This window comes from Burkholderia sp. Ap-955 (assembly GCF_011753045.1).
Classification (GTDB): Bacteria; Pseudomonadota; Gammaproteobacteria; order Burkholderiales; family Burkholderiaceae; genus Burkholderia; species Burkholderia lata_D.
Genome location: NZ_VWWH01000120.1, coordinates 1 through 17397 on the forward strand (window position 1 = coordinate 1; position 17397 = coordinate 17397).

The following is a 17397-nucleotide window of genomic DNA, read 5'->3' on the forward strand; positions in this document are numbered from 1 at the left end:
TCCTGCCCGCGAAGGGCACCCGGCGGCGGCCGTGCGCGTGCCGGCCGGCCCGTTCCGGGCGGGCCCGACCGATCCGGTCCGGCGTCCGCTTCTCGAGGAGGACATGGACATGTCAGTGACAGGCGTAGGCGCGGCGCCGCCGGGCGCGGCCGCGCTCGCGGGAGCCGCGCAGCCAACGGGCTCGGCGTCCGATCCGGCGCAGGTGCGCCAGTTCGATGCGCTGATGCAGCCGGGCGCATCGCCGGCCGCGCCGCCGTCTTCGTCGGGCGTCGCGATGTCGCGCGCACCGGCGGATGCGGCGCCGGCCGTGCAGATGACGCCCGCGCAGGCGAACCAGTCGTCGCTCGTCGAGCGGTTGCGCACCTACGGCAACGATCTCGACGCGCGGTACGCGAACATCGACAAGCATCGCAGCGAGATGCTGACGTCGATGGCCGACAGCCGCAGCGACCCGATGATGACGATGGTGAAGGCGATGGATTTTCAGTGGACGGCGACCACCACGATTTCGGAATACCAGTTGAGCCTGTCGGTCGCGCAGGCGGCGAACGGCTTCACGCACACGGTGCTGAAGACGCAGGAGTGAAAGCGCGCGTGGGCCGGACCCGGCCTCACGCGCCCTGAAGCGGACATACGATGACGACGATCGATTCGACGCCGCGCGCGCATGCGTGGCGCAGCCGGGCGGCGCGCGCGCTGCTCGCGGGGCTGCTCGTGCTGCTGGCCGGGTGCCAGAAGGAGCTGTACTCGGGCCTGTCGGAGCGCGATGCGAACCAGATGGTCGCGGTGCTCGGCGACGCGGGCATCAGCGCGTCGAAGGACAACGACGCGCGCGACACGTCGGACCGCAACGCGTGGCTCGTCAGCGTCGCGGATGGCGACATGCAGTCGGCGCTCACGGTATTGCAGGCGAACGGGCTGCCGAAGCCGAGCTACGCGAGCCTCGGCGAGCTGTTCCAGAAGCAGGGCCTCGTGTCGACGCCGGCCGAGGAGCGCGTGCGCTACCTGTACGGCGTGTCGCAGGACCTGTCGCGCACGCTGCAGGACATCGAGGGCGTGGTCGTCGCGCGCGTGCAGGTCGTGATTCCGGAGAACGATCCGCTCGCGGACAAGATCAAGCCGTCGTCCGCGGCCGTGTATATCCGCTACCGGCCCGGCGTCGACCTGCGCGCGATGGCGCCGATGGTCAAGGATCTGGTCGCGCACAGCATCGAGGGGCTGCAGTACGACAACGTGTCGCTGTTCCTGCAGCCGGCCGCCGCGCGCGCGACGCGCGACTACGTCGTCTACATGAACGACGACATGTTCTGCTGCCCCGGCTGGGACACGGCGCTGGTGCGCCGCATCGAACAGATGCCGACCGACCTCTTCATGCTGTCGGGCACGATGGTCGAGCCGGTCGACACGCGCAACCCGTGCGTGGTGGTCAGCAATTTCGGCCGCGACGCCGAACATTTCGACGCGGCGGGCCTCGTCGCGGCGGCTCCGAAGCTTGCGCGCGCGGACTGGCTGGGCTCGACCTGGCCGCCGACGCTCGTGCACCGCGACTGGTGGAACCGGATCGGCGGCTACAGCAGCGAGCTGTCGCCCGGCATGAGCAGCGACAACGACTTCTCGATGAAATTCTGGGATGCCGGCTGCCGGATCTTCATCGGGGTCGGCGACAGCCTCGTCTACCACTTCCAGCAGAAGAGCACGGGCAAGATCGTCAAGAACGATGGTCGCCGCCAGTTTCTGAACAAATGGGGCATGACCCAGGCGACGTTCGACCGCCACTACCTGCATCGCGGCGAGCCGGCGGGCACGCGCGTCGCGCTCGACACGCCGGCCGTGGAAGGCAGTCTGAAGCGCGCGCTGCTGCGCTCGCGGATCAAGCGCGCATTCAGCTGATCGGGCCCCGAAAACGACACGGAAACGCGCCCTGCTTCGCGTATACTCTGCGCCGTTCGTCCCGGATCTCCCGCCGGGGCGCGCGGCGCGCAGCACGACGTACGCAAGCCGCATTCGTCCATTCGACAGGTTCCGATGCTTTCGTTTTCCGCTCCCGCCTCGCGGCGCCTGACCGCCGCCCGCGCATTCGCCGTCGCCGCGCTCTGCATGGTGCCCGTCTCGACCGCGCTGACCAACGTGTTCTGCGGGCTGTTCGCCGCCGCGCTCGTGATTTCCCCCGAATTCTGGCGCGACCTGCGCTCGTTCGTCACCGATCCGGCCTCGCTCGCGGCGCTGCTGATCCTGGCCGCGCTGGCCGCCAGCGTCACCTATACGGTCGCGCCGCACAACAAGGCGTGGAACTGGGTCGCCAAGTACGACAAGCTGCTGCTGCTGCCATTCGCCGTGCTCGCCTTCCGCCATTCGAACTGGGCGCCGATCGTGCGGCGTTGCTGGTTCGGCACGCTGTGCGTGATCCTGCTGCTGTCGACCACCAACTATCTCGGCCTGACCGCGATCGGGCCCGCGCACGCGACCGAGCTGCCGCTGTCACGCGCCTGGGTGTTCAAGAACCACATCGCCGCCGGCATGTTCGGCGCGCTGCTGTTCTACCAGGCCGCCGATCTCGCGTTGGCGGCCCGCACGGCGCTGTCGCGTGCCGCGTATGCGGGCGTTGCCGCATGGTCGCTCGTCAACGTGTTCGTGATGCTGCAGGGACGCACCGGGCAGGTCATCGCGCTGCTGCTGATCCTCGTCGTCGCCGTGCGTTTCGTGCTGTTGCTGCGCCGGCAATCGGCGCTGCGCGCGGGGCTCGCCGCCGGCGTGTTCGTGCTGGCCGGCATCGCGCTCGTGATCGCCGCGTGCACGGTTCACAACGGCCGGCTGACGAAGGTCGTGACGGAAGTGCAGCAATACCGGCAAAGCGATGCGGCCACGTCGACCGGTCTGCGCCTCGAGTGGTACAAGAAGGGGCTCGAACTGTATCGCCAGCACCCGGTGATCGGCTATGGCGCGGGCGGCCTCGAATCCGAATTCGAGAAGCTCACGGCCGGCAAGACGGCAGCCGAAGGCCAGCTCACGTCGAATCCGCACAACGAATACCTGCTGATGGCCGTGCAGCTCGGCACGCTCGGCCTGGTGCTGTTCGTCAACCTGATCGTGCAGATTGCGCGCGGCAGCCGCACGCTCGATCCGCGCTCGCGGCATCTGCTGCTCGGCTGGCTCGCGATCTTCGCGATCGGCAGTCTCGCCAATTCGCTGCTGCTCGATTTCGCCGAAGGGCACCTGATCGTGCTGCTGGCCGGCATCCTGCTCGGCTGCGGCGAGCGCGCCGAGGCGCTGCCGCGCGAAACGTCGGCGATCCGGCGCAGCGCGTAATGCGCAGCGGCGGTACGCCCCGCCGGCGGCCGGCTTCGGCCACCGCGGCGTTCACGCTCGATCTTCGACGGAAACGGGCCGGGCGGCTGGCTCGTCGCCAAACAAGCCGCCGGCAACCGGCAGGAAACGCGCGTCGCCCGCGCGTCAGTCGGATCCGGTGCGATGCAGTCGCGACGTATCGACGACGGCTTCGGCCGGGCCCGGCGGATTCAGCCCGAGCATTTCGGCCGCCGCGGCTTTCACGCGCTGCGCACCGAGATTGGCGAGGCAGTCGCTGCGGCTGTCGACCTTGCGCTCGCAGCCCTCGTGCCGGCACGGCACGCAATCGCCCTCTCCCTGCAGCAGCCACACGTTCCCGTGCCGCCCCGAACCGCGCAGCGGCCAAGGATTCTCGGTCGCCGGCCAGTGCTGCGGCCACGGCCCCCAGCGCACGGGGTCGGACGGGCCGAACAGCGCGATCGTGTCGGTGCCGGTCGCGGCCGCGACGTGCGTCGCGCCGGTGTCGGGCCCGATGAAAAGCCGTGCGCGCCGCACGAGTTCGGCGCTTTCGCCGAACGTCAGGCGACCGACCAGGTTCAGTACATCGCCGCCCGCTTCGGCTGCGACCTGCTCCGCATACTCACGCTCGCTGTCCGCCGGGCCGCCCGACAGCGCGACCGCGAAGCCGTGCTCGCGCAGCCAGCCGATCATCTCGACCCAGCCGTCGAGCCGCCATTGCTTGTAACGGAACATCGGATACGGATGCAGGACGACCAGCGGCTTGCCGGCGCGGATCGCCGGCGATTCGGCCAGCCACGCGTCGAAGCGCGCGCGCCGCGCCGGATCGTCGCCGATGCCGGGCGCGACGACCTCGGACACCGGCTCGATGCCGATCACGGGGGCGAGCGCCAGCGTGCTGACGACCGTATGCGCGGATTCGTGGTGATTGATCGCGATCCCGTTCAGCATCATCCGCGTGAGCCACGTCACGCGGTTCGGATCGACGAGGCCGACCCGCTTGCGGCCCGCGAACCAGCTGTAGAAGCGCGGCCGGTCGGAGCTCAGCGCCGCGCACGCGAGATCGTAGCGACGCCACATCGACAGCGCGTCGCGCAGCCGCTCGCGGAATCCCGCGCGTTGCGCGACGACGATCACGCGCCGCACGTCCGGATTGTGCTCGAGCACGCCTTCGGTGCCGCGAAACACCAGCATGTCGATCTGCGCTTCAGGCCAGCGGGCCTTCAGCGAACGGACGAGCGGCGTCGTCAGCAGCACGTCGCCGATACGGCGCGTCGCGGCAACGAGGATGGTTCTGGGCGGGCGGGCAGAAGAAAACAGGGCCACGGCGGGTGTGTCTGGCTGGCTGAACAAGGCTGGCAATGTACAGGATTTTGCAGCAGCCGGCGCGACAGGGCGAATCGGCCGTGCGATTGCCCTGATACGGCCCCACTCGCCCGGTGCAGCGCGGCAGGCGCACCGCGCGCCGGTGGCGTACGCGATGCCTGCGATGCCCGTGGCGCTACGAAGCGATGGTCATGATCACCGGCGTCACAGCCGCGGCCGCCGGCTGCGCGTCTACGGCGTCTGCCAACGGTTCGTCGCGATGGGCGGCCTGCGGCAGCAGGTGATTCACCGCACGCTCGACCGCGTCGACGCCGATCGCGTCGACGGTCGCGCCAGCGCGCAGGATCACGTGCGGCACGCCGAGCGGATGCCAGCGCAGGTATTTCTCGGGACGGTCCTGGAACAGCGCGGCGACGGGCACGCCGAGTGCCGACGCGAGATGCACCGGGGCGCTGTCGGCGGAGACGATCACATCGAGCAGGCTCGCCGCGGCCACCAGCTCGGCGACCGACGACGGCGCAACATGGCGCGCGCACACGTCGCGCCACGAGTCGTCCTCGGGGGCATGGCCGACGGCCGGGTCGCGGAACACGATCACGTCGGCGTACGGCGCGAGCCGCTCGGCGAGGTCGCGCCAACGATCCGCCGGCCAGCGGCGCTCGACCGCCTTGTTCGTGACGAACAGCCCGACGCGCGGCTTCGTACGCGCGCCGAGCAGCCGGTACCACGCATCCTGCAGCGCGCGGTCGGGATGAACCGACAACGCGAGGCGGTCGACATCGGCGCGGCCGAGCTCGGGTACGAGCCGGAAACCCGACAACGCCTCGTGGCACATCGGCCGCTCGGCGACATGCTCGGGCTTGCGATCGTCGAATTCGGTCTCGACATCGTGCCAGCGGCAATCCTTCGCGCCAATCTGGCGCGCGAACTGCACGCTGCTGCGATGCATGCCGCCGTTCGGCACGACCACGAGGTCGAACCGCAAGCGACGCAGGCGGCGCACGAGCCGCAGCCGGTCGAAGAGCGCGCGCATCCGCCCGGGACGGTCGTTGCGCTCGCATTGACGGCTATAGACGTAGGTGTGGATCGTGTCGACGTCCGGGTTTCCGGCCAGCGCGGCCGCGTTGTAGCGGTTCGCGACCACATGGAGCTCCGCGCCGGGCCAGCGCTCCTTCAGCGCGCGGAGAAACGCCGTCGTGCACAGCATGTCGCCCAGAAAATCGATCCGGATCACGAGGATCCGCTGCATCGGGTTCACATTGGCCATGGTCAAGTGGGGACTGTCAGTTTTTTGTCGTCGCGACGAGCCATTTCACGGCGTCCGGTTCCGGGACGGCCTGGTCGCATGTCGCCGCTCGCCGCACGGATCCGCCCCCGCTTATGTGCGCGATACCGGCGCAATCCGCCCGACAAGCGGCGGTCAGCGCCACGTTCGTGCGGCTAGCGCCGGATTGTATAGCGTCCGGATGGCCAGCCCAAGACCCGTTTGCGTGAACATGCAAAAACGGCCCGCGCACCGCACGATGGCGATGCGACGGGCCGCATGGCGCGACAGCCGGTTGGCGAAGGCGCGATCAGTACGTGATTTCGACGACGCTGCCGTCGAACGTCGCACGCAGCTCCGCGAGCAGCACGTCGCTCGGCTTCACACGCCATGCGTCGCCGAGGCGCATTTCACCCTGTGCCCGCGCGTTGCTGTAGTGGACCTGGACCGCAAGCCCGTTCGGCAGCGGCGCCTGCGGGCGACGACCGCCATCGCGCCCGCCGCCGCGCGGTGCCGGCGCCTCGACCACGTTCGCCGCCGGATCGTCCTTCGACACGTGCGGCTCGAGCACGCGGCGCAGTGCGGCCGCGTCGGCGTTGCCGTTCATCGTCAGCCGGACGGCCTGCGCATAGCGGCTGCGCGCGCGCTCGAGATCCATCACGGTATCGGCCGTGAAGCGGATGCCGCCCGTGAACGCATCGTTGCGCGCCTGCCCCTGCACGATCAGCAGCTCGTCTTCCTTGAACAGCGCCTTGTTCGCCTCGAACTGCTCGTTGAAGATCGTGATCTCGCACTGGCCCGAGCCATCGTCGAGCAGCGCGATCAGCATCTTGCCGCGCTGGGTCATCTGCGTGCGCAGCGACGCGATGATGCCGGCCACGAGCTTGTCGCGCCCTTCCTTCAGGTCGCCGACCTTCTGCCGCACGAAGCGGCGCACCTCGTCGCGATATGCGTCGAACAGGTGGCCGGACAGGTAGAAGCCGAGCGCGCCCTTCTCTTCCTGCAGGCGGCGCTTGTCGTCCCACGCGGGCTCGTCGACGAGCGCATGCGCGTGCGGCGACTCGGCGCCCATGTCGAACAGGCCGGCCTGCATCGCGTTCGCCTCGGCCTGGTCGGCCGCTTCCATCGCGAGCGGCACCGACGCGATCAGCTGCGCACGGTTCGGGTTCAGCGAATCGAACGCGCCGGCACGGATCAGCGCCTCGACCGTGCGGCGGTTGACGACACGCCGGTCGATCCGCTCGCAGAAGTCGAACAGGTCGGTGAACGCCTTTTCCTCGCGGGCGCGCAGGATTTCCTCGATCGCGTTCTGGCCGCTGCCCTTCACCGCGCCGAGGCCGTAGCGGATCGTGCGCGAGCGCTTGCCGTCGCCTTCGGCGACCGGCTCGAAGCGGTAATGCGATTGGTTGATGTCCGGCGGCAGCACGGCGAGATTGTTCACGACGCAGTCGTCGAACAGGATCTTCACCTTGTCGGTGTCGTCCATCGCGAGCGTCATGTTGGCCGCCATGAATTCGGCCGGATGGTGCGCCTTCAGCCACGCGGTGTAGTACGCGAGCAGCGCATAGGCGGCCGCGTGCGACTTGTTGAAGCCGTAGCCTGCGAACTTCTCCATCAAGTCGAAGATCTCGTCGGACTTCTCGCGCGTGAGGCCGTTCTTCGCCGCACCCTCGGCGAAGATCTCGCGGTGCTTGGCCATCTCCTCGGGCTTCTTCTTGCCCATCGCGCGACGCAGCAAGTCCGCGCCGCCGAGCGAGTAGCCGCCGATGATCTGTGCCATCTGCATCACCTGCTCCTGATAGACCATGATGCCGTAGGTCTCTTTCAGGACGGGTTCGACGCGCGGGTCCGGATAGTCGACCTTCTCGCGGCCGTGCTTCCGTGCGCAGAAGCTCGGGATCAGGTCCATCGGGCCCGGACGGTACAACGACACGAGCGCGATGATGTCCTCGAAGCGGTCGGGCTGGGCATCCTTCAGCATGCCCTGCATCCCGCGGCTTTCCAGCTGGAACACCGCGACCGTGTTGGCCTTCTTCAGGATCTGGAACGAGGCGGGATCATCGAGCGGCACCTGCGCGAGCGACCAGTCGGCCTTCGACGGATCGAGGCGGCGGATGTAGCGCTCGGCCCAGTCGAGGATCGTCAGCGTCGTGAGACCCAGAAAGTCGAACTTCACGAGGCCGACGGCTTCGACGTCGTCCTTGTCGTACTGGCTGACCACGCCGCCGTCGTCGCCCTGCGTGTATAGCGGGCAGAAATCGGTCAGCTTGCCGGGCGCGATCAGCACGCCGCCCGCGTGCATCCCGACGTTACGCGTGAGGCCCTCGACGCGCTGCGCGAGATCGAGCAGCTGGTGCACTTCGTCCTCGTGGTCGTAGCGCTCCTGCAGCTGCGGCTCTTCCTTCATCGCATCGGCGATCGTCACGTGCTTGCCCGGCTTGAACGGGATCAGCTTCGCGATGCCATCGGTGAACATGTAGCCGAGGTCGAGCACGCGGCCGATATCGCGGACGGCCGCCTTCGCGGCCATCGTGCCGAAGGTGGCGATCTGCGACACGGCGTCCGCGCCGTACTTCTCCTTCACGTACTGGATCACGCGGTCGCGGCCGTGCTGGCAGAAGTCGATGTCGAAGTCGGGCATCGACACGCGTTCCGGGTTCAGGAAGCGCTCGAACAGCAGGTTGTAGCGCAGCGGGTCGAGGTCGGTAATGCCGAGCGCGTACGCGACCAGCGAACCGGCGCCCGAGCCGCGGCCCGGGCCGACCGGCACGCCGTTGTTCTTCGCCCAGTTGATGAAGTCCGCGACGATCAGGAAGTAGCCCGGGAAGCCCATCTTCGTGATGGTCCCGCACTCGAATTCGAGGCGCTTGTAATACGTGTCGCGCTGCGCGTCGCGCTCGGCTTCGACCGGATACAGCTGCGCAAGACGGGTCTCGAGCCCTTCCTTCGACAGCTGGACCAGGTAGTCGTCGAGCGACATGCCGTCTGGCGTCGGGAACAGCGGCAGTTTCGGCTTGCCGAGCTCGAGCTTCAGGTTGCAGCGCTTCGCGATTTCGACCGTGTTCGCGATCGCCGACGGCAGGTCGGCGAACAGCGCGACCATGTCGTCCTGCGTGCGGAAGTACTGGTCGGTCGTGAAGCGCTTCTGGCGCCGCGGGTTCGCGAGGATGTCGCCTTCCGAGATACACACGCGCGCCTCGTGCGCGGTGAAATCGTCGTCGGTCATGAACTGCGTCGGGTGCGTCGCGACGACCGGCAGCTTCAGCGCCGCGGCGAGCGTCGCGGCCTGCTGGATATACGCCTCGGCGCCCGGCTGGCCGTAACGCTGCAGCTCGATGTAGAAGCCGCCCGGGAACACCTTCGCCCAGCGCTCGGCGTGACGGCGCGCGGCGTCTTCGTTGCCCGCGGCAAGCGCGAGCCCGATATCGCCCTGTTGCGCGCCCGACAGCGCGAGCAGCCCTTGCGAGAGTTCGCCGTCGAGCCAGCTCGCGCCGAGCTCCGCACGGCCGCGGTACTGGTTCGTGAGCCACGCCTTCGACAGCAGCTCGCACAGATTCAGGTAGCCGACCTTGTCCTTGACGAGCAGCAGCAGCCGCGACGGCTTGTCGCGGTCGTCCGGATTGGCGATCCAGACGTCGCAGCCGGCGATCGGCTTGATGCCCTTGCCGCGGGCTTCCTGGTAGAAACGGACGAGGCCGAATGCGTTGCCGAGATCGGTGAGCGCGAGCGCGCCCTGACCGTCCGCGGCCGCCGCCTTGACGATGTCGTCAATGCGCACGATGCCGTCGGCAATCGAGAATTCGGAGTGAACGCGAAGATGGACGAAGCGAGGATCTGACATGGGCGCTATTGTAGCCGCCCCGCCGCGCAGGCTGCCCAAAAAATCCCCGCGCTGGCCGTTCGGCCGATGTGCGCGACCGCCCGTCGCGCGGCTGGCCGAACGGCAGGGTGCCGGCCTGAGCGCGGTTTGCGGGATAATACGGTTTTTCGAATCAACGCCCCGGCTTCGCACCCTTTTTTGCGGGCCGCCGTGCGGCCGTTTTCCCGTCGGACCATCATGACCATCGTCAACCTCGCCGCCTACCACTTCGTGTCGCTCGACACGAACGAGCAATGGCGCCCGCTCGTCACCGCCCGCTGCAACGAACTCGGCCTGCGCGGCACGATCCTCCTCGCGCCGGAGGGCATCAACCTGTTCATCGCCGGCACGCGCGAAGCCACCGACGCGTTCATCGCGTACATCCGCCACGATCCGCTGTTCGAAGGCAAGTTCGCGACGCTGCAGTTCAAGGAAAGCCTGTCCGACTCGCAGCCGTTCCGCCGCATGCTCGTGCGCCTGAAGCGCGAGATCATCACGATGAAGAAGCCGGCGATCAAGCCGGAACTCGGCCGCGCGCCGTTCGTCGACGCGAAGACGCTGAAGACGTGGCTCGATCGCGGTCACGACGACACGGGCCGCCCGGTCGTGATGCTCGACACGCGCAACGCGTTCGAAGTCGACGTCGGCACGTTCGACGACGCGCTCGACTACCGGATCGACAAGTTCAGCGAATTCCCCGAAGTGATCGACGCGAACCGCGCCGACCTCGAAGGCAAGACGGTCGTGTCGTTCTGCACGGGCGGCATCCGCTGCGAGAAGGCCGCGATCCACATGAAGGAAATCGGCATCGAGAACGTGTACCAGCTCGAAGGCGGGATCCTGAAGTACTTCGAGGAAGTCGGCGGCGCGCACTATCACGGCGACTGCTTCGTGTTCGACTACCGCACCGCGCTGAACCCGCAGCTCCAGCCCACCGAGAACGTCACGTGCTTCGCGTGCCGCGCGGTCGTCACGCCGGAAGCGCAACAGTCGCCGAACTACGTGCCCGGCAAGTCGTGCCCGGCCTGCGCACCGGCGGCCAGCGCCGCGTAAGCGCGCTGCCCCGCACCCCGATGACCGGCTATCGCGGCCGCTTCGCGCCGTCGCCCACCGGCCCGCTGCATTTCGGCTCTCTGGTCGGCGCACTCGCGAGCTGGCTCGACGCGCGCGCGCACGGCGGCGCATGGCTCGTGCGCATCGAGGATCTCGACGGCCCGCGCACGGTGCCCGGCGCCGCCGACGACATCCTCGCGACGCTCGCGCATTTCGGCATGACGCCCGACGAGCCGCCCGTCTGGCAAAGCACGCGCGATGCCGCGTATACGGCCGCGCTCGAGCGGCTCGTCGCAGCCGGGCTGGTCTATCCGTGCGGCTGCACGCGCAAGGAAATCGCCGATTCGCTGCGCGCCGCGCACGAGCGCCACACGACGCTCGCCTACCCGGGCACCTGCCGCACCGGCCTGCACGGCAAGCCCGCGCGCGCGTGGCGGCTGCGCGTGCCGGACGGCGGCGACGCGATCGTCACGTTCGACGATCGCTGGCAGCACACGCAATCGCAGAACCTCGCGACCGAAGTCGGCGATTTCGTGTTGAAGCGCGCGGACGGCCAATGGGCCTACCAGCTCGCGGTCGTCGTCGACGACGCCGACGCGCACATCACGCACGTCGTGCGCGGCGCCGACCTGCTCGACTCGACCGCACGCCAGATTCACCTGCAGCACTGCCTCGGTGTGTCAACGCCGCAATACCTGCATGTGCCCGTCGTCGTCGATGCGAACGGCGAAAAGCTCAGCAAGCAGACGGGCGCGACCGCGCTCGAACGCGACGATCCGCTGCCTGCGCTGCAGGCCGCGGCCGCACACCTGGGCCTCGCCCCCGACGGTGCGCTCGCGGGCACGACGCTCGATACGTTCTACGCCGCCGCCACGGCCGCATGGGCGATGCGCTTCGGGCCGCAGGCCGGCTGACGCACACGGCGCACCGGTTTCGCGGCGATTGGGCGCAAGCCTGATGCCGACTGCATCGCCCGCCGCCGGCGCCCCGCGCCCTCTCCCAAGCAAACCGCAGCCCCAATGAAAAACGGGCACATGCTCATCGCATGCACCCGCTTCTCCTGCAGCGCTCGCGCGCCGCGCCGTCACGTCCGCCCGGCTTACGCCGACGGCTTGCGCGGCATCCCGAACCCGCCGAGCAGCGCGGCGACCTGACGCTTCGGCCCCTTCTTCTCGGGCTGCTGCGCAGGCTGCGCGTCGTCCTGCTGCTTCGCCGGCGCCGACGGCTCGTACGGCTTCAGGAAGAAATCGTCGACCGGCGCTTCGTGGCGACGGTGATGACCGCGCTCGGAACCGCCCGGGCGGCGCCCCGATGCACCGCGATGCTCGTCGCGATCGCGACGGCCGCCTCGTTCACCGCCTCGTTCGCCGCCGCGCTCGCTGTTGCGATCGCCGCCGCGGTCGTTGCCGCGCTCGTCGTGACGATGGCGCGCCGGCTTGTCGAGCGCGAGCGTCTGCACTTCGAGCGGACGCTTGATCAGCTTCTCGATATCGGCGAGCTGCTTGCGCTCGTTCGGGCTGCACAGCGACAGCGCGTCGCCCGTCGCACCCGCACGGCCGGTACGGCCGATCCGGTGCACGTAGTCTTCCGCGCTGAACGGCAGGTCGAAGTTGATCACGGCCGGCAGTTCGGCGATGTCGAGGCCGCGCGCAGCCACGTCGGTCGCGACCAGCGCCTCGATCTCGCCGCGCTTGAACGCGTCGAGCGCCTGCATCCGCTCGATCTGCGTCTTGTCGCCGTGGATCGCCGACGCGACCACGCCGTCGCGCTCGAGATTGCGCGCAAGCCGGCTTGCGCCGATCTTGCTGTTGCAGAACACGATCACCTGCTTGAGGCCGCGGTCGCGCAGCAGTTGCACGACGGCCGCCTGCTTGTCGCCTTCGGCGACGTCGTAGACGATCTGCGTGACGTTCGCGTTCGTCGAGTTGCTGCGCGCGACTTCGATCGTCTGCGGGTTGCGCAGGTAGGTCGACGCGAGCTTCTTGATTTCGCCCGAGAAGGTGGCCGAGAACAGCAGCGTCTGGCGCTCCTTCGGCAGCAGGTTCAGGATGCGCTGCAGATCCGGCAGGAAGCCCATGTCGAGCATCCGGTCGGCTTCGTCGAGCACGAGGATCTGCACCTGGCCGAGGTTCGCCGTCTTCTGCTGCACGTGGTCGAGCAGGCGGCCCGGCGTCGCGATCAGGACCTCGACGCCGCGGCGCAGTTCGGCCATCTGCGGGTTCATGTCGACGCCGCCGAACACGACCGCGCTGCGCAGCGGCGTGTGCTTCGCATACGCGTGCACGTTCGCGGCGACCTGGTCGGCGAGTTCGCGGGTCGGCGTGAGGATCAGCGCACGCACCGGGTGGCGCGCCGGAGACGCGCTCGTGTTGGCCTGCGGCAGCAGGCGCTGGATGATCGGCAGCGAGAAACTCGCGGTCTTGCCGGTGCCCGTTTGCGCGGCGCCCATGACGTCGCGGCCGGCGAGCACGACCGGAATGGCCTGCGCCTGGATCGGCGTCGGCGTCGTATAGCCCTGCTCCGCAATGGCTTTCAGGATATCGGCGGCAAGGCCGAATTGATCGAAGGTTGCGTCGACGGGCTTGGCGACAGAATCGGACATGGTGGCGTTTCGCTCAAAAGGCGCGGCGGGGACATCGTGCGTCAGGCCAGCCGGGCCTGCGCTCATCACAATTCGGAAATAGACGGAGCCGCGGCGCGCCGCGCGGCGCCGCTCTGGCGCTTGGGACCGGTTCAATGTGAACGCTGGACGCCAGGCCGTGCGGACTCCGTTCGGCGCGAATGCCGGCGGAAAGGGCCGTATTGTAGCACTGCGCGGCCATCTGTCCGTGACAACGCGGCGAACGGCCACAACGGCGGTTCGCGCGGCGGGCCCGGGCTGGCCCGCGCGGTAGACGGCTGACCCGATCGGACTAGCCCGATGGGCCAGCGGATGATTTCAGGGGTCCGATCGTGGATCGCCTGGTCCAATCGTCTGCGGCCAGCCTGCGTACCGGGCCATCAGGCCCGGGAACCGGCCGTCGACCGGCATCGGCAGCACGATCCACGTTCCCGCGCGGCGCTCAGCCCTTCTTCTTTTTCTTCTCGACCTGTACGCAGTCGCCCAGCAGCGGCGGCGCACTCTGGTCGGCGATCTCGTCGCGCAGCGTCGCTTCCTTGCCCTTCGTCCACCACGTATAGCGGCCGGCCTGGTAGCGCGCACCCGACGCCGACACGGTATCGACGAACAGCATCTGCTTCCCGTTGACCGGCACGAGCGCGAAGCTCTGGCCGTTGCCCGCGAGCCAGTACGACACGCGCACCGGCTGCTTCTGGTTCGCACACTGGTAGACGGTGAACTGGCGCGAATCGGCGTCGATCTCTTCGACGGTCAGTTGCGCGGCATGCGCGACGGAAACGGCCGTGCCGGCGAGCGCGAGCGCGGCGAGGGTTTGGCGAATCATGCAGGTCCTCTCACGAGACAGGTGGAAACGCGCCCTCGCCGGGCGCGTGATTATTGTTGGCGATCGGGTCGGGTAGCGTGATCAGGGATCGATGACGTCGGCACACGCGTCGGTCGGTGCGGCCGCGACATGGCCGACGAGCGGCACGATCTTGAGCCCGGCCGAGGCCACCCGGCACGGTGCGGCCGCGAGCCCGCAACCCGCGAGGTTCACTGCAAGCGCCAGCGTGACGGCCAGCTTTCCGATACGCAGCCACTTCGGCGTCATCGTCCTCTCCTGATTACGTCAGCGGGTCGACACGGGCCGGACGGCCGCAGCGGCACGCTTCGCGCGTTCGCGGGCTTCGTCGACGGTCGCGCCGGTCGCCAGCGCGACGCCCATGCGCCGCTTCGCGAAACTTTCCGGCTTGCCGAACAGGCGCAGGTCGGTGCCCGGCACCGCGAGCGCGTCGCGCACGCCCTCGAACGCGATCCCGCGCTCGTCGAGCCCGCCGTAGATCACGGCCGACGCGGCCGGCGTACCGAGCGCCGGATCGACCGGCAGGCCGAGAATCGCACGCGCGTGCAGCTCGAATTCCGACTGGCGCTGCGACGCGAGCGTGACGAGGCCCGTATCGTGCGGCCGCGGGCTCACCTCGGAGAACCACACGTCGTCGCCGCGCACGAACAGCTCGACGCCGAACATCCCGCGCCCGCCGAGCGCCTCGGTGACCTTGTGCGCGATCTCGCGCGACTTCTCGAGCGCCACCGCGCTCATCGGCTGCGGCTGCCATGACTCGACGTAGTCGCCCGCGACCTGCACGTGGCCGACCGGCTCGCAGAAATAGGTGCGCGTGGCGTTCGTCGCCGGATCGATCGCGCGCACGGTGAGCTGCGTGATCTCGTAGTCGAAATCGACGAAGCCCTCGACGATCACGCGGCCGTGGTTCACGCGTCCGCCCGCCATCGCGTAGTCCCACGCCGGCTTCACGTCGGCCTCGGTCTTCACGACCGACTGCCCCTTGCCCGACGACGACATCACGGGCTTGACGACGCACGGCATGCCGATCGTCGCGATCGCCGCGCTGAACGCCTCGAACGAATCCGCGAACGCATACGGCGAGGTCGGCAGGCCGAGTTCCTCGGCCGCGAGCCGGCGGATTCCTTCGCGATTCATCGTGAGCTGCGTCGCGCGCGCGGTCGGGATCACTTCGGCGAGGCCGGCGGCCTCGATCGCCGCGAGCGCGTCGGTCGCGATCGCCTCGATCTCCGGCACGATCAGGTGCGGGCGTTCGGCTTCGACGATCGCGCGCAGCGCGGCGGCGTCCGTCATGTCGATCACGTGCGCGCGATGCGCGACCTGGTGGCCCGGTGCGTCCGGATAGCGGTCGACCGCGACGACTTCGACGCCGAGCCGCTGCAACGCGATGATGACTTCCTTGCCGAGTTCGCCGGCGCCGAGCAGCATGACGCGCGTGGCCGAGGGTGAGAGCGGCGTACCGAGCCGCTGACCGATCTGCATGTGATTACCCGCTTCTGGTGGAGGACGAAAACGGCTCCGATGTTAACACGCGCCACGCGCCGGTTTTGCGCGTTTCGCCGCGCCGGCGCCCGGCCGCGGGCCGCTCGCAAGCAGGCTGCGAACGTTTTCACGCGCGAAGTGTCGGCTCGCCTGCCGCGGGGCGGGTGCGTTACTCTTACGCCTTGATCAGAATCCGATGAGGAACGAGGCTCATGTCCCACCTGTCCGCCGCCGCACGCGCACGCACCGGCCTGCTTCGCCCGTTGCGCGCGCCGCTCTGCGCGTTGACGCTTGCCACGCTTCTCGCCGCCTGCGCGATGCCGACCCACCCCGATTCCGCCGCCCCCGCACCCGACCCGTACAACCCGGCCGCCGTCCAGCTGCTCGACGACACGAGCTGGGAACTCACCAGCTGGCTGAATGCCGACGGCACGCAACGCGCGATCCCGCACGGCGACAACGGCGAGCCGATCAAGCTCGCGCTGTCGACCGACTCGGGCATCCGGCGCGCCAGCGGGTTCTCGGGCTGCAACCGCTACATGGGCACCTATGCGATCAAGAACGGCCTGTTGAGCTTCGGGCCGCTCGCCGGCACGCGGATGGCCTGCCCGAATACGCTCGGCGGCCAGCTCGAAACCGCGTACCTCGACGCACTGGCCCACGTCGACAAGACCGGCGTGCAGATGCGCGAGCCGCAGCAATTGCAGATCGTGACCACGTCCGGCGCAACGCTCACCTTCACGCACCGGAGCCCCTGATGCACGGCGCGCGCGAAGGCCGACCGACCGCCTTCGCGTGGCCCGCCACGCGCGTGTGCCGCGCACACGCGTCGCGCGGCGTGCATCGGATGCACGCCGCGTTAGAGTCTTGTTCGCCGGCCGGTTAAACTCGGCGGGTCGCGCCCCGCGCGCCCCTCCCCACTCCTGTTTCAAAGCATGCACACGGTTGTCTTCGGCTGGTTCGGCATCTCCGCCGTCTGGTTCCTCCTTCTCTTCTGGCGTCTCGTGCAGGCGATGCTGCCTGGCGGTGTCGGGCTTGCCGGCCGCGGCTCGATCCGTCTGTGGCTCGGCTTCGCCGCGGTGTTCGTGGCGAGCTGCACGCTGACGAGCCCGCTGTCGGGCCCCGACACGAACGCGCTCGGCCATGCGTTCTCCGCAGGCTTCGCCCATGTGCTCGGCCCGATCGGCACGCCGGTCGCGATGGTCGTGCTGTTCTTCGCCGGGCTGCCCTGGCTGACCGGCATCGGCTGGCGGCAGTTCGCCGCGTGGGTCGATACGTCGTTCGGCGTCAAGCTGGCGCGCGACGGCGGTGACGACGAAGCGCGCGGCATCGCCGACCTGCCACGCAGCGCATTGCATCGCGACGACGACGTCGTCCAGCCGACCACCGCGCATACCGTCAATTCGATGGCACCACGCCAGAACGGCCGGTATTCGCGCCCGACGCTGTGGAAACCCGACCCGCAGGCGCGGCCGAAGCCGCGCAGCAGCACGCCTGCGCGTCCGCACGTGGAACCCGTGGCGCCGTCGGGCAGGAGCTGCTTCAGCTCGTGCACGCCCTGTTCGGCGAAAGGACGCAATAGCGCATTGCGCCAGAATTCCTGTTTGGGCAGTTCGGTCAGCCCCGCCGCCGCGACCAGCAGTACCACC

12 protein-coding genes and 3 pseudogenes are annotated in these 17397 nt (G+C 68.9%); 8 read left to right on the plus strand and 7 right to left on the minus strand.

Translation table 11 applies throughout. The annotated features are described in order from the left end of the window. Window positions 1-109: 109 nt before the first annotated feature. The 4 genes and pseudogenes from F3J15_RS33850 to F3J15_RS33860 all read left to right on the plus strand — a co-directional run bounded on the left by F3J15_RS33850 (window position 110) and on the right by F3J15_RS33860 (window position 3306). Window positions 110-586, plus strand: coding sequence for a hypothetical protein (locus F3J15_RS33850; protein WP_069253005.1), 477 nt, complete (start codon window positions 110-112; stop codon window positions 584-586). Between the two features lie 50 nt (window positions 587-636). Then, window positions 637-1275: pseudogene (gene sctJ, locus F3J15_RS37600) on the plus strand (type III secretion inner membrane ring lipoprotein SctJ); the annotation flags it as partial. After that, window positions 1255-1890, plus strand: a pseudogene (locus F3J15_RS37605) (glycosyltransferase family 2 protein); the annotation flags it as partial. The pseudogenes sctJ and F3J15_RS37605, both read left to right, overlap by 21 nt. Before the next feature lie 135 nt (window positions 1891-2025). Further along, a complete protein-coding gene (locus F3J15_RS33860) occupies window positions 2026-3306 on the plus strand; it encodes an O-antigen ligase family protein (protein WP_089446141.1) in 1281 nt (426 codons plus the stop codon). A 144-nt stretch (window positions 3307-3450) separates the two neighbouring features. On the opposite strand, the gene F3J15_RS33865 is transcribed toward F3J15_RS33860, so the two are convergent. From F3J15_RS33865 to dnaE, 3 genes are all read right to left on the minus strand, one after another. Then, entirely contained in the window at window positions 3451-4629 is a 1179-nt protein-coding gene (locus tag F3J15_RS33865) for a glycosyltransferase family 9 protein (protein WP_166896686.1), read from the minus strand. A gap of 175 nt (window positions 4630-4804) precedes the next feature. Further along, a complete protein-coding gene (locus tag F3J15_RS33870; RefSeq protein ID WP_166896695.1) occupies window positions 4805-5896 on the minus strand; it encodes a glycosyltransferase family 9 protein in 1092 nt (363 codons plus the stop codon). Window positions 5897-6203: 307 nt separating this feature from the next. Next, complete coding sequence (dnaE, locus tag F3J15_RS33875; RefSeq protein ID WP_166896688.1) at window positions 6204-9734, minus strand: DNA polymerase III subunit alpha; 3531 nt, start codon at window positions 9732-9734, stop codon at window positions 6204-6206. Between the two features lie 216 nt (window positions 9735-9950). Between dnaE and F3J15_RS33880 the strand changes: the two genes are divergently transcribed. After that, window positions 9951-10805 (plus strand): sulfurtransferase, encoded by an 855-nt coding sequence (locus F3J15_RS33880; RefSeq protein WP_089446145.1) that lies wholly within the window; start codon window positions 9951-9953, stop codon window positions 10803-10805. A gap of 20 nt (window positions 10806-10825) precedes the next feature. Beyond that, window positions 10826-11719, plus strand: coding sequence for a tRNA glutamyl-Q(34) synthetase GluQRS (gene gluQRS / locus F3J15_RS33885; RefSeq protein WP_166896690.1), 894 nt, complete (start codon window positions 10826-10828; stop codon window positions 11717-11719). 185 nt (window positions 11720-11904) lie between these two features. On the opposite strand, the gene F3J15_RS33890 is transcribed toward gluQRS, so the two are convergent. The 4 genes from F3J15_RS33890 to purT all read right to left on the minus strand — a co-directional run bounded on the left by F3J15_RS33890 (window position 11905) and on the right by purT (window position 15748). Next, the gene (locus F3J15_RS33890; protein WP_089495369.1) at window positions 11905-13473 is read right to left on the minus strand and encodes a DEAD/DEAH box helicase; all 1569 of its coding nucleotides are present in this window, start codon (window positions 13471-13473) and stop codon (window positions 11905-11907) included. A gap of 394 nt (window positions 13474-13867) precedes the next feature. Beyond that, entirely contained in the window at window positions 13868-14248 is a 381-nt protein-coding gene (locus F3J15_RS33900; protein WP_089440710.1) for an MliC family protein, read from the minus strand. Window positions 14249-14329: 81 nt separating this feature from the next. Further along, window positions 14330-14515, minus strand: coding sequence for a DUF6726 family protein (locus tag F3J15_RS33905; RefSeq protein ID WP_166896694.1), 186 nt, complete (start codon window positions 14513-14515; stop codon window positions 14330-14332). A gap of 18 nt (window positions 14516-14533) precedes the next feature. Further along, the gene (purT, locus tag F3J15_RS33910) at window positions 14534-15748 is read right to left on the minus strand and encodes a formate-dependent phosphoribosylglycinamide formyltransferase (RefSeq protein WP_089446148.1); all 1215 of its coding nucleotides are present in this window, start codon (window positions 15746-15748) and stop codon (window positions 14534-14536) included. Window positions 15749-15960: 212 nt separating this feature from the next. Between purT and F3J15_RS33915 the strand changes: the two genes are divergently transcribed. Both F3J15_RS33915 and F3J15_RS33920 read left to right on the plus strand, forming a co-directional pair. Continuing rightward, a complete protein-coding gene (locus tag F3J15_RS33915) occupies window positions 15961-16506 on the plus strand; it encodes an META domain-containing protein (RefSeq protein ID WP_089440712.1) in 546 nt (181 codons plus the stop codon). 177 nt (window positions 16507-16683) lie between these two features. Then, a pseudogene (locus F3J15_RS33920) lies at window positions 16684-17397 on the plus strand (DNA translocase FtsK); the annotation flags it as partial.